General features: G+C 70.8%; 11 protein-coding genes. 6 read left to right on the forward strand and 5 right to left on the reverse strand.

Translation table 11 applies throughout. The features are described 5' to 3' along the window. Positions 1 to 131 precede the first annotated feature (131 nt). From AC3WXD_RS23845 to AC3WXD_RS23855, 3 genes are all read right to left on the reverse strand, one after another. Positions 132 to 467, reverse strand: coding sequence for a type II toxin-antitoxin system ParD family antitoxin (locus AC3WXD_RS23845; protein WP_492324835.1), 336 nt, complete (start codon positions 465 to 467; stop codon positions 132 to 134). 674 nt (positions 468 to 1,141) lie between these two features. Further along, on the reverse strand, positions 1,142 to 1,585 hold the full coding sequence (gene cynS / locus AC3WXD_RS23850) for a cyanase (protein ID WP_454732531.1): 444 nt from the start codon (positions 1,583 to 1,585) through the stop codon (positions 1,142 to 1,144). 33 nt (positions 1,586 to 1,618) lie between these two features. Further along, on the reverse strand, positions 1,619 to 1,744 hold the full coding sequence (locus AC3WXD_RS23855) for a hypothetical protein (RefSeq protein ID WP_020203314.1): 126 nt from the start codon (positions 1,742 to 1,744) through the stop codon (positions 1,619 to 1,621). A 686-nt stretch (positions 1,745 to 2,430) separates the two neighbouring features. Between AC3WXD_RS23855 and AC3WXD_RS23860 the strand changes: the two genes are divergently transcribed. The 6 genes from AC3WXD_RS23860 (at position 2,431) to AC3WXD_RS23885 (ending at position 8,977) form a co-directional block, all read left to right on the forward strand. Beyond that, positions 2,431 to 2,757, forward strand: coding sequence for a hypothetical protein (locus AC3WXD_RS23860; protein WP_492324836.1), 327 nt, complete (start codon positions 2,431 to 2,433; stop codon positions 2,755 to 2,757). A 218-nt stretch (positions 2,758 to 2,975) separates the two neighbouring features. After that, complete coding sequence (locus AC3WXD_RS23865; protein ID WP_454732529.1) at positions 2,976 to 4,400, forward strand: mannose-1-phosphate guanylyltransferase/mannose-6-phosphate isomerase; 1,425 nt, start codon at positions 2,976 to 2,978, stop codon at positions 4,398 to 4,400. Next, complete coding sequence (gene gmd, locus AC3WXD_RS23870; protein ID WP_454732528.1) at positions 4,387 to 5,604, forward strand: GDP-mannose 4,6-dehydratase; 1,218 nt, start codon at positions 4,387 to 4,389, stop codon at positions 5,602 to 5,604. Before AC3WXD_RS23865 ends, gmd begins: the two co-directional genes overlap by 14 nt. Then, positions 5,597 to 6,598 (forward strand): GDP-L-fucose synthase family protein, encoded by a 1,002-nt coding sequence (locus AC3WXD_RS23875; protein ID WP_020203309.1) that lies wholly within the window; start codon positions 5,597 to 5,599, stop codon positions 6,596 to 6,598. Before gmd ends, AC3WXD_RS23875 begins: the two co-directional genes overlap by 8 nt. Position 6,599: 1 nt before the next feature. Beyond that, positions 6,600 to 7,667: a glycosyltransferase gene (locus AC3WXD_RS23880; protein WP_492324837.1), complete on the forward strand. Its 1,068-nt coding sequence runs from the start codon at positions 6,600 to 6,602 to the stop codon at positions 7,665 to 7,667. 38 nt (positions 7,668 to 7,705) lie between these two features. Then, a complete protein-coding gene (locus AC3WXD_RS23885; protein WP_492324838.1) occupies positions 7,706 to 8,977 on the forward strand; it encodes a glycosyltransferase WbuB in 1,272 nt (423 codons plus the stop codon). A gap of 92 nt (positions 8,978 to 9,069) precedes the next feature. Here the strand turns inward: AC3WXD_RS23885 and AC3WXD_RS23890 are convergent, their stop codons facing one another. Both AC3WXD_RS23890 and AC3WXD_RS23895 read right to left on the reverse strand, forming a co-directional pair. Then, positions 9,070 to 10,518: a hypothetical protein gene (locus tag AC3WXD_RS23890; protein ID WP_492324839.1), complete on the reverse strand. Its 1,449-nt coding sequence runs from the start codon at positions 10,516 to 10,518 to the stop codon at positions 9,070 to 9,072. A gap of 33 nt (positions 10,519 to 10,551) precedes the next feature. After that, positions 10,552 to 11,538 carry a glycosyltransferase family 2 protein gene (locus tag AC3WXD_RS23895; protein WP_492324840.1) on the reverse strand — a complete coding sequence of 329 codons (987 nt, stop codon included), beginning with the start codon at positions 11,536 to 11,538 and terminating at the stop codon, positions 10,552 to 10,554.

Below are 11,538 nucleotides of genomic sequence, written 5' to 3' on the forward strand. Positions count from 1 at the left end.
TTGAAGCTCAAGTGCTATGGGGAAACGACGAAGAGCTCATTGACCGACGCCCCTCTGCCGCGCTAATTGAGCGCGATAGTACGGGCGGCACTGGACGAAAATATGCGGAAAAATCTGAATCTAAGCGGCCGTCACAATTTTTGACATTTGAGATAGATAATTGATTTGAGTAGAACTGTGGCAAGCCGAACGGAAGGCAGCAAGAGCAGCAAGAGCAGCAAGAGCGGGAAGAGGCCGGACACTGCCAGCCGCTGAACCGCACGCATCCGGGTCAGAAGACTCTTGTTGCCCAACGGGTTGTGTGCACCCGACTCACCCGCCTTCAACGCCGTCCGAACAATATCGCTTGCTGACCCATAGCGGCCAGATCGCACTTGTGCGTCAATGAATCCAACAAAATGATCACCGAGAGTTGCTGATAAATCGCGCGGCATAATCGCCCTCCTGTTTTCAGGAAAGCGTGCCAAGATCAGAAGCGCGGTTGCGATCCCATACGACCCATTTGAACAAGACCCAGGCATCCGGATGGTCAATCACTGCCCCGGCAGTATTTATTCGGAAAATCCTTAATCTCATATCACTGACACGAACCCGCCCAGGTATTGCCGTGGGGCGGCTCATCCGTCCTATTGTCTTGCCGAAACTGGTACCGGAGCCCGCGGGCCACGGTGAGCGGCCTGAAAGGTCTACCACGAGTTGAAAGACGCGGGAAAAGGACCAGTCAGAAGGTGGCTGATCTGATTGAGGTTTCAGGCAAACGTCGCCCGCGGACCCGCATGGCTGCTAGGGTAGGAGTGGCTACCACGGCAAATTGCACGGGAATCGAGGGAACCCCGCAGCGCCTGCGGCGCGCAGCGTACCCGTTTCTGCGGGCAGCGAAAACCCGGTTGCGTACCCGTTTCTGCGTGATCGCGGCGGCCGTGCCGGCAGGCCGCCAGCCCCCCGAAAAGCCGACGCGCGGGCGGTTTCACGCGCGCGCCAGCCTCCCTGGGCCGGTCGGGGCAGCCGGATTGCACGAAAAAGCGCACCCCGGTCCCGTTCCCGGCACCGGGTGCGTACCCGTTTCTGCGGAGGTTTTCTTGCGAAATCCCTGCGGGCGTACCCGTTTCTGCGCGATGCGCCGCCGGATGCCCGGCGGGCTTCAGTAGGTCTTGTAAGGCAGGAACTTGCCCGACATCTCGATGCGCACGCGGTCGCCGTTGGGGTCGGGCTCGCGCCGCAGGTCCATGCGGAAGTCGATCGCGCTCATGATGCCGTCGCCGAACTCCTCGTGGATCAGCGCCTTGAAGGTGGTGCCGTATACGCTGACGAGCTCGTAGAAGCGGTAGATCAGGGGATCGGTTGGCACCGCCGTGGGCAGCGAACCCTTGTACGGCACCTCGCGCAGCCAGGGCCCGGCCTCGGGCGGCAGGCCGAAGATCTCCATCACCGCCTGCGCGCCCGGCGCGTCGAAGGCCATCTGGCCGAGGCAGGCCGCGGTCGTCCACTCCTTGCTCTTGCCGACCTTGGCGGCCACGTCGGCCCAGCGGATGCCCTTTGTCACCTTGGCTTCGATGATCAGGTCGGTTACGTCGCTACGGTTCATTTCACTGGCCTCCTGTCGGCGGTTGGGATGAGGTCAGGGCAGCCCGCCCGGCCCGGCGCTGGCGGCAATGCGCGCGCTGTCGTAGCGCGCGATCGCGACGAACGTGGTGGCGCCCGGCACCAGGGCCTGCAGCGCGAGTACGACGACGAGGATGGGCATGGCGTTCTCCCGTGACGAAGCGCACCGCGCAAGGTTCATGCCACTGGCCGGCGTGGCGTGCGCGGCGCCGGCGCACTGCCGCGGGGATCGCCGGCGGCAGTGCGCACCCGCCGCCGGCCGCCGCGCCCCCAAGCAGTGCAGCGCCGCCGCGCGCGCCGGCGGACACGCGGCGGCAGGCCCGGAACGCGCCGCCCGCACGCGCAAAACCTTGCGCGAATTATTTCCGATGTAACGCCACATTACGCCTGCGCGGGACTTCGCGCCGGCGCGGCGGGTGCCGCGCGAGGTACGCGGCGCGGGCCGCGCGCCCAATGCCGGCAAGGCCTGGCGAGCCGCCGCGGGACTCGCGCGAAAGCGCCGCGCGCGCCCCGCGCGGGCCCGCGCAAATGTGAACACCCCTTACAAGTGCAAGCACACCGGCGCCATGCCGCTGGCTACAGTGAAGCCGTGTTCAACCCCACGCCAGTCACGGAGCCCCCGACATGAAACGCGCCATCGCCCTCGTCGTCCTGCTTTCCACCACGGCCGCGCTGCTGTCCGCCTGCATCGTGGTGCCGCCGCGCGGCGGCCCGCCGCCCTACCGCTACCACGACCGCTACTGAGCGCCGCGCGGCCGGCACCGCCGCGGCCGTACCACCCGCACCATACGCACCATACGCACCAACCGCATCACTGGGAGCCGAATCATGAAACGCCAATTGCTGCTCGCCCTCACCACCATCGCCGCCGGCGCCGCGCTTGGCATCATCTCGCCGGCGCAGGCCTATCCGCCGGGCTACCACGGCGGGCCGGCCTACGTGCGCCCGGCCCCGCCGCCGCCGCGCTACGAGCCGCGCCCGGGCGCGCGTCCCGGCCAGGCCTGGGTGCCCGGCCACTGGGTCGCCGCCGGCAACCGCTACGACTGGCGCGGCGGCTACTGGACCCGCGCCCGCGCGGGCCAGCGCTACGTGCCCGAGCGCTGGGTGCAGGGGCCGCGCGGCTGGACCATGCGGCCCGGCTACTGGGCGCGCTGACGCGCGCGCCGCATATCGTCGCAATATCCGTCGCAATATCCGTCGCAGTACCTTCGCAACGAACGTCCCCGCCCCGGCGGGGACGTTGCTTTCGGGGCCCCCGCCCCTGTGTGTGCTAGCCAACAGTCCCCGTCCGGGGCGCGGCATACAGTCTGCTCACTACCCGCCACCCGGCCCGCCGCGCGCGCCGGACTTCGTGTTGCGTGAAGGAGCGTGCCATGCCTGACGACAACCGGATCGTGCCTGTCATCCTGTGTGGCGGCGCCGGCTCGCGCCTGTGGCCGCTGTCGCGCGACGGCCATCCCAAGCAGTTCCTGCGCCTGCTCGGGCGCGACTCGCTGCTGCAGGACACGCTGCTGCGCGTGCGCGAGATTCCCGGCGCGCAGTGTCCCATCCTGGTCAGCAACGAGGCGCACCGCTTCGTGGTGGCCGAGCAGGCGCGCGAGGCCGGCTGCGAGCTGGGCGCCATCATGCTCGAGCCGCACCCGCGCAATACCGCGCCGGCCGCGGCCGTGGCCGCGCTGCACGCGCGCACGGGCGGCGCCGACCCGGTGCTGCTGGTGCTGCCCTCGGACCACCTGATCCACGACCGCGCCGCGTTCGCGCGCACCGTGTGCGAGGCCGGCGCGGTGGCCGCCACCGGCGTGGTGGTCACGCTCGGCGTGGCGCCCACCTTTCCCGCCACCGGCTACGGCTACATCAAGGCCGTGCCCAGCAACGCCGCCGCGCTGATGGCGGTCACGCGCTTCGTCGAGAAGCCTTCGCTGGACGTCGCCACGGCCTACCTGCAGGAAGGCAACTGCTTCTGGAACAGCGGCATCTTCCTGTTCCGCGCCTCGACCTATCTCGCCGCGCTCGAGCAGTTCGCGCCGGACATCCTGCTGGCCGCGCAGGAGGCGATGGTGCGCGGCCAGCGCGACCTCGACTTCTTCCGGCTCGATGCCGAATCGTTCGCCGCCTGCCGCGCGGACTCGATCGACTACGCCGTGATGGAACACCTGCGCGACGCGCAGATGGCGCCGCTGGCGTCCGACTGGAGCGACGTCGGCTCGTGGGACGCGGTGTGGCAGGCCGCGGACAAGACCGCCGACGGCAACGTGGCGATCGGCGACGTGGTCACGCACCGCGCGCAGGGCTGCCTGGTGCATGCCTCGCACCGGCTGGTGGCGGTGGCCGGGCTGGACGACGTGATGGTGGTGGAGACGCCCGACGTGGTGCTGGTGGTGCACAAGAACCACTGCCAGGACGTCAAGCAGCTGGTGGAGCTGGTGCGCGGCCAGGGCCGCCCCGAGGCCACCCGGCACCGGCAGGTGTACCGGCCGTGGGGCTCGTACGACGCGGTGGACCACGGCGCGCGCTACCAGGTCAAGCGCATCTCGGTCAAACCCGGCGCCAAGCTCTCGCTGCAGATGCACCACCACCGCGCCGAGCACTGGGTGGTGGTGTCGGGCACCGCGCGCGTGCGGCGCGGCGACGTCGAATACCTGCTGACCGAGGACCAGTCCACCTACATCCCGATCGGCGAGACCCACAGCCTCGAAAACCCCGGCCGCATCCCGCTCGAACTGATCGAGATCCAGTCCGGCTCCTACCTCGGCGAAGACGACATCATCCGCATGGCAGACATCTATGGGCGCACATGAACTCGATCCCCTCGGCCGGCTCGCGGCGCGCGAAACGCTGCCCGAGCCCGGCACCGGCGGCGGCGGCACGCCGCCGCGCGCGCGGCGCGCGCTGATCACCGGCATCACCGGCCAGGACGGCGCCTACCTGTGCGAGCTGCTGCTCGCCAAGGGCTACGAGGTGCACGGCGTCAAGCGCCGCAGCTCGCTGTTCAACACCGAGCGCATCGACCACCTGTACCAGGACCCGCAAGCGCCCGGGCGCAGCCTGATCCTGCACCACGGCGACATGACCGACACCGCCAGCCTGGTGCGCGTGGTGCAGCAGTCGCAGCCCGACGAGATCTACAACCTGGCCGCGCAAAGCCACGTGCAGGTGTCGTTCGAGGAGCCGGAGTACACCGCCAACACCGATGCGCTGGGCACGCTGCGCCTGCTCGAGGCGGTGCGCATCCTCGGCATGGAAAAGCACGCGCGCTTCTACCAGGCTTCCACCTCCGAGCTGTACGGGCTGGTGCAGGAGACCCCGCAGCGCGAGACCACGCCGTTCTATCCGCGCAGCCCCTACGCCGCGGCCAAGCTCTACGCCTACTGGATCACGGTGAATTACCGCGAAGCCTACGGCATGTACGCCTGCAACGGCATCCTGTTCAACCACGAAAGCCCCGAGCGCGGCGAGACCTTCGTCACGCGCAAGATCACGCGCGCGGTGGCACGCATCGCGCTGGGGCTGCAGGACACGCTGTACCTGGGCAACCTGTCGGCGCTGCGCGACTGGGGCCACGCGCGCGACTACGTGGAAATGCAGTGGCTGATGCTGCAGCAGGACCAGCCCGAGGACTACGTGATCGCCAGCGGCGAGCAGCACAGCGTGCGCGAGTTCGTGCAGTGCGCGGCGGCCGAGCTGGGCATCGCGGTGCGCTTCGAGGGCGAGGGCGAGGCGGAGACCGGCGTGGTGGCCGCCATCGACCGCCACGCGGCGCCGGTGGCGGCGCGCTGCAAGGTCGGCGACGTGATCGTGCGCGTGGACCCGCGCTATTTCCGCCCGACCGAAGTGCAGACCCTGCTGGGCGACGCCGGCAAGGCGCGCGAGCGGCTCGGCTGGGCGCCGCGCACGCGCTTCGCCGAGCTGGTGCGCGAGATGGTGCAGGCCGACTTCGCCGCCGCGCGCCGCGACGCCTTCGTCAAGCTGGCCGGCTTCCGGGCCTACGACCATCATGAGTGAGCGCGCCGCGCGGCCACCGCGCGTCTTCGTCGCGGGCCACCGCGGCATGGCCGGCTCGGCCATCGTGCGCGCGCTGCAGGCGCGCGCCGAGGCCGAGACCGTCACGCGCGCGCATGCCGAGCTCGACCTGACCGACCAGCAGCAGGTGCGCGCGTTCTTCGCCGCCGAGGCGCTCGACGAGGTCTACCTCGCGGCCGCGCGTGTGGGCGGCATCCACGCCAACCACACCTATCCGGCCGAGTTCATCCAGCAGAACCTGATGATCGCGGCCAACGTCATCCACGAGGCCTGGCGCGCCGGCGTGACACGCCTGCTGTTCCTCGGCTCGAGCTGCATCTACCCGAAGTTCGCGCCGCAGCCGATCGGCGAGGCCGCGCTGCTGACCGGGCCGCTGGAGCCCACCAACGCGCCCTACGCGCTGGCCAAGATCGCCGGCATCGCGCTGTGCGAGAGCTACAACCGCCAGTACGGCACCGACTACCGCTGCGTGATGCCGACCAACCTGTACGGCCCCGGCGACAACTACCACCCCGACAACAGCCACGTCATCCCGGGCCTGCTGCGGCGCTTCCACGAAGCCGGCATGGCGCACGCCGAGCACGTGCCGGTGTGGGGCAGCGGCGCGCCGCTGCGCGAATTTCTCTATGCCGACGATCTCGCCGCGGCCTGCCTGCACGTGATGGCGCTGCCGCGCGAGGTGTACCGCCGCACCGCGCCGGCCGGCTTCCTCAACGTGGGCAGCAGCGAGGAGGTCAGCATCCGCGAGCTGGCCACGCTGGTGGCGCAGACCGTGAGCTTTCGCGGCGGCATCGTCTTCGACCACCGCAAGCCCGACGGCACGCCGCGCAAGCGGCTGGACTGCGCGGCGCTCGCCGCCACCGGCTGGCAGCCCGCGGTGGCGCTGCGCGACGGCCTGCGGCTGGCGTACCTGGATGCATTGCAGAGCGGGAGGCTGCCGCACGGCACCGCGCCCGCACAACGTGTGGAGGCCTGACATGAAGCCGCTGTTCCGCAACCCCGACAAGCCGGCGCCCGCGCGCGTCGCCCCGGCAAGCGCGACCCCCGCCGCGGCGCCGGGCGCCGGCGGCCTGTGGCCGGGCCAGATCGTGTTTCCCGCCGGCGCGGCGGGCGCGGGGCTGTGGCGGCGCTGCCTGCAGCAGGTGCGCGCCATCGCGCTGAGCCCCGGCGCGCTGGTGATCCTGGCCGGACAGACCCGCATCGAGAACTGGACCATGCTGCTGGCCAGCATGGCGATGCAGCGGCGGCGCGCGGCGTTCTTCCACGGCGCGGCCTTCGCCAGCATGCCCGGGCGCCTGGGCGCGTTCGCCGACGCGGTGCTGCTGCGCCGCTGCCACGGCGTGTTCGTCGGCACCGACCGCGGCTGCGCGCGCGCCATCGCCGCCGACGTGCCGCCGCGCCGGATCTTCGCCTGCCGCCCGCCGGCGGCGCTGCCCGAGGGCTTCGACGCCGCCGCCGAGCTGCGCGCGCGCGCCGAGCTGGCGCCGCCGCCGCACGCGCCGCACTATCTGTACGTGGGCGCGCTGGTGCACAGCGCCGCCATGACGCTGCTGCTGCGCGCGTTCGCCGCATCGCGCGCGCAGTGGCCCGCAGCCACGCTGTCGCTGGTCGGCAAGGGCGCCGGCTACGGCGCCCTGCGCGCGGCCGCCAACGCGCTCGGGCTGGGCGCCTCGGTGCGCTTTCTCGGCGCGATGGCGCCGGCCGACGTCGCGGTCGAGTACCGCAAGGCGAGCTGCCTGGTGCTGCCCGAGGCGGACCAGCGCTGGCACCCGCTGGTGCGCGAGGCGCTGAGCTACGGTTGCCCGGTGGTGGTGAGCGTCAACAACGACGACGCCGGCGAGCTGGTGCGCGACGGCGTCACCGGCCTGTACTTCAAGCCCGGCGACGCCGCCGCGCTGGCCCGGCGCCTGGCGCAGGTGCCCGCGCAATTCGGCGACGCCGCCAGCGCCGCGCGCTGCCAGGCCGCCGCGCTGGCCCACTCGCCCGGCGCGGCGGGCCGCGCCATCGCCGCGGGCTGCGTGCGGATCATGGACACGGCCGGCTGACGCGCGCCGCCACATCACCATGCCGGGGACGCCGCGCCATGAAGATACTGATGTACTGCCTCAACTACGCGCCCGAGCTGACCGGCATCGGCAAGTACACCTGCGAGCAGGCCGAATGGCTGGCCGCGCGCGGCCATGAGGTGCGCGTGGTCACGGCGCCGCCGTACTACCCGGCGTGGCGCGTGGCCGAGGGCTACCGCGCCTGGCGGTACCGGCGCGAGCGCCGCCGCTGGGTGGAGGTGTTCCGCGCGCCGCTGTGGGTGCCGGCCCGGCCCACCGGCCTCGCGCGCCTGCTGCATCTGGCCAGCTTCGCCGTGTCCAGCCTGCCCAGCCTGATGCTGCAGCTGCGCTGGCGCCCCGACGTGCTGTTCGTGGTGGAGCCGCCGCTGATGTGCGCGCCGGCCGCGCTGCTGTTCGCGCGCTGGAGCGGCTGCAAGACCTGGCTGCACGTGCAGGACTACGAGGTCGACGCCGCCTTCGCGCTGGGGCTGCTGCGCCGGCCCTGGCTGCAGCGCCTGGCGCGGCGCGTGGAGCAGCACCTGATGGCGCGCTTCGACCGGGTCTCGTCGATCTCGCAGGCGATGGTCGCGCTGGCGCGCGGCAAGGGCGCCGCGGCGCAGCGCGCCGCGCTGCTGCCCAACTGGGTCAACCTGCGCGAGATCGGCGCCGCCGGCGGCGCCGACGCCACGCTGGCGCGGCGCATGCTCGAACTGCCGCCCGGCGCCGTGCTCGCGCTCTACGCCGGCAACATGGGCGCCAAGCAGGGGCTCGACGTCATGGCCGCGGCCGCGCGCCTGCTGAAGGACCACGACACGCTGCACTTCGTCTTCTGCGGCGACGGCGCCGGGCGCGCCGCGCTGGAGGCGGACTGCGCCGGGCTGCCGCGCGTGCGCTTCCTGCCGCTGCAGCCGGCCGCCATGTTCGCCGCGCTGCTGTGCGCCGCCGACATCCACCTGCTGCCGCAGCGCGCCGGCGCCGCCGACCTCGTGATGCCGTCCAAGCTGACCGGCATGCTGGCCAGCGCGCGGCCCGTCGTCGCCACGGCGCAGCCGGCCACCGAGCTTGGCCGCGCGCTGGCGCAGTGCGGCGTGCTGGTGCCGCCCGGCGACGCCGCGGCGCTGGCCGACGCGATCGGCACGCTGGCGGCGCAGCCCGCGCTGCGCGCGCACCTGGGCGCGGCCGGGCGCCGCTGGGCCGAGCAGCACCTGGACCGCGACATGGTGCTCGGCGAACTGGAGAAAGCGCTGTTCGCGCTGGCGCGGCCGCAACCCGCGCAGACTTCCGCGGCCGCGCGCGTGAGCCAGGAATAGCATCGGCTCACGCCAACTCACGCCGGCCCACGCCAACTCACGCCGACTCACGACATCGCACCGCGCCGCGCGCGATGCCGGCCCGCCGGGGCTCACTGCCCCGCCGGCAGGGTCGGTTCGCGCGCCGCGGCGCTGGCCACACTAGCCGGCGCGACCGGGATGGCCGCGGCCGGGCCGGGCCGCGCGCCGAAGCCGGGCGCCGCCTTGTACCCGTACCGGCGGGCGCGCCGCCGGGCCCGCCCCTGAAGCACCCGGTCCAGCACCACGAGCAGGAGGAATACCGGCAGCATCGGCAGGATGTCCGCGAGCGCCTCCATCAGGCTGGCGGGCACCCGCTTGACGGCGATGATCGGCAGGATGATGACGTAGAACATCCCGCCGACGCCGCCGCCCCCCGCCAGCTTCCGGCACAGGTAGGCGCCCAGCGCGCCGGCCAGCAGGCCATCGATGATCAGCACCAGCCAGCCGCCCTGCCGGTACGCCGTGATCGCGCCGAACGCGGTCAGGCTGCCGGTGGACCAGCCGACGATGATGCGCCACGCCAGATTGGATATCTCGCCGTCTATGGTGCCGTCGGAGCTGACCGGATAGGGCTTTTCCCCGAGCAGCAGGCGGGGAACGGGACTGATCAGCACCGAATAGTAGTACTCGGGGCCGACGTAGTCGTGATGGTCGATGTACGTCTTCAGGTGGATGGTGTTGACCAGCAGGTCGGCCCGCTCCGCGATCGACTTGAGCGCCGTGCCCGCGGTGCTGTCGCCGTAGCTGAAGCCCGAGGCGGCCTCCAGGATCTTGGCCTTGCCGGTGGCCAGCGTGCTGGCTTCGCGCAGATAGACCGCGAACGGGCTGAGCAGCAGCAGGATCGCCACCGAGCCGGCCAGGATCTTGAAGGCCTTGCGCTTCTGGCCGAAGTTGGCGAATGCCACGAACAGCATGATGCAGGGCGCCAGCACGGCCAGCCGCTGCCCCGCGGACAGCAGCAAAACGAGTATGACGGCGAAGCCGGCCCCCATCGCGAGCCGCGCCAGGCGGGACGAGCGCTGCGCGCTCAGCGCGAAGGTCACGGCCATCAGCGCCTGGGCATAGCCCGCCACCGCCGCGATCAGCGCGGAGTAGGGGCTGCGCTCGTGGAAGAACCGCTCGAAATCGTCCGACGAGTAGCTGGTCAGGTCGTTGGTGAAGAAATAGATCACATAGATGACGAAGCATGCGCAAAAGAGCAGCCCGCGGTGGGTGTCGATCAGCGTATCGAGGCGCGGCGCCGAGAAGGTGCGGATGTTGCGCGCCGCGGCCACGCAGGCGAACCCCAGCAGGAGGGACAGGAAGTAGAGGAAGTGGATGGACAGCGCCACCGCGATGGTCTCGGGGTCGAACGGTGCGAGCAGCGACTCCGTCTTCATCAGCAGCGGCACGATCATGTAGCCGATCGAGAACAGGGCCAGCAGGCCGAGATGGATCGACAGCAGCGAGCCCCGGGAGAGCATGCGGACCAGCAGGGTGATGCAGACCGCGAAATACAGCGAGCCAATGGCGATGTCCATCGTTACCTCCGCGTCAGCGTTGACGAAGCATGGTCAGGCCTTCAGCACCTTGGCTTCGATGATGCCGGTGACTGCGTCCACCGCGCCGGTCAGGCGCTTCATGTGCACGTAGGGAATCAGCAGCAGGCCGCTGTCCAGCATGCCGCGCAGCAAGGCGCGGTAGGCCGCCGCCGGCGAGCCGCGCCGCAGGGCCCACTTGAAGTCGCGGAAGTGGTCGATCGACCTGATCGTCGGCGGCAGGAGATCCTCCGCGGACAGCAAGGTCTCGGCCAGCGACCACAGGTCGGAGCGCGTCTCGTAGATGTCCACCCCGGTCGTCGAGCTCACCCTGTGCGTGACGGCGCAGAGCATCGCGCTGAGCACCTGCTGGCTGGTCCGCTTGAACGAGATGCCGTCGACGTTGATGCGATAGCGCAGCAGCGGCTCCGGCAGGCGCGCGAACTCGAAATCGTCGACGCAGCGCAGCCAGTAGTCCGAGTCCTCGGCGCCGACGAAATTGCGGTAGCCGCCCACGCGCAGATACACCTCGCGCCGCATCATCACCGACGGATGGATGATCGGCTTGATCTTGCCCCGGAACAGCAGGGCGTTGGCCAGCGCCCGGCTGGTCAGGCCGCGCTCGGTTTCCTTGCCGATGACGCGGCCGTTCATGTCGATGGTGGTGATGTCGGTGCAGATCAGGTGGATGTCCGGGTGGCTGTCGAGAAACCCGGCCTGGACCTCCAGGCGCGTGTTCTCGCAGATGTCGTCGGCATCCATGCGCGCGATGTAGGCGCCGCGGGTCAGCCGCAGCCCTTCGTTCAGGGCGCCGACCAGGCCCAGCCGCTCCCGCCTGGCGACGACGAGCCGCGGATCGCGGTAGCCCGCCAGGATCTGGCTGGTCTCGTCGGTGCTGCCGTCGTCGACGACGATCAGCTCGAAGTTGGCATACGACTGCCGGAGCACGCTGTCGACCGCCTCGGCGAGATAGCGGGCGCCGTTGTGCACCGGCATGACGACACTGATGAATTTCGCATCCAT

Source organism: Cupriavidus sp. FW216-B1 (assembly GCF_058789195.1).

Coding starts and splice junctions, on each gene's coding strand:
- cynS (WP_454732531.1), bottom strand. CDS start 1,585: ATGAACCGTAGCGACGTAACCGACCTGATCATCGAAGCCAAGGTGACA.
- AC3WXD_RS23865 (WP_454732529.1), top strand. CDS start 2,976: ATGCCTGACGACAACCGGATCGTGCCTGTCATCCTGTGTGGCGGCGCC.
- AC3WXD_RS23855 (WP_020203314.1), bottom strand. CDS start 1,744: ATGCCCATCCTCGTCGTCGTACTCGCGCTGCAGGCCCTGGTGCCGGGC.
- AC3WXD_RS23860 (WP_492324836.1), top strand. CDS start 2,431: ATGAAACGCCAATTGCTGCTCGCCCTCACCACCATCGCCGCCGGCGCC.
- gmd (WP_454732528.1), top strand. CDS start 4,387: ATGGGCGCACATGAACTCGATCCCCTCGGCCGGCTCGCGGCGCGCGAA.
- AC3WXD_RS23885 (WP_492324838.1), top strand. CDS start 7,706: ATGAAGATACTGATGTACTGCCTCAACTACGCGCCCGAGCTGACCGGC.
- AC3WXD_RS23875 (WP_020203309.1), top strand. CDS start 5,597: ATGAGTGAGCGCGCCGCGCGGCCACCGCGCGTCTTCGTCGCGGGCCAC.
- AC3WXD_RS23895 (WP_492324840.1), bottom strand. CDS start 11,538: ATGGATGCGAAATTCATCAGTGTCGTCATGCCGGTGCACAACGGCGCC.
- AC3WXD_RS23880 (WP_492324837.1), top strand. CDS start 6,600: ATGAAGCCGCTGTTCCGCAACCCCGACAAGCCGGCGCCCGCGCGCGTC.
- AC3WXD_RS23890 (WP_492324839.1), bottom strand. CDS start 10,518: ATGGACATCGCCATTGGCTCGCTGTATTTCGCGGTCTGCATCACCCTG.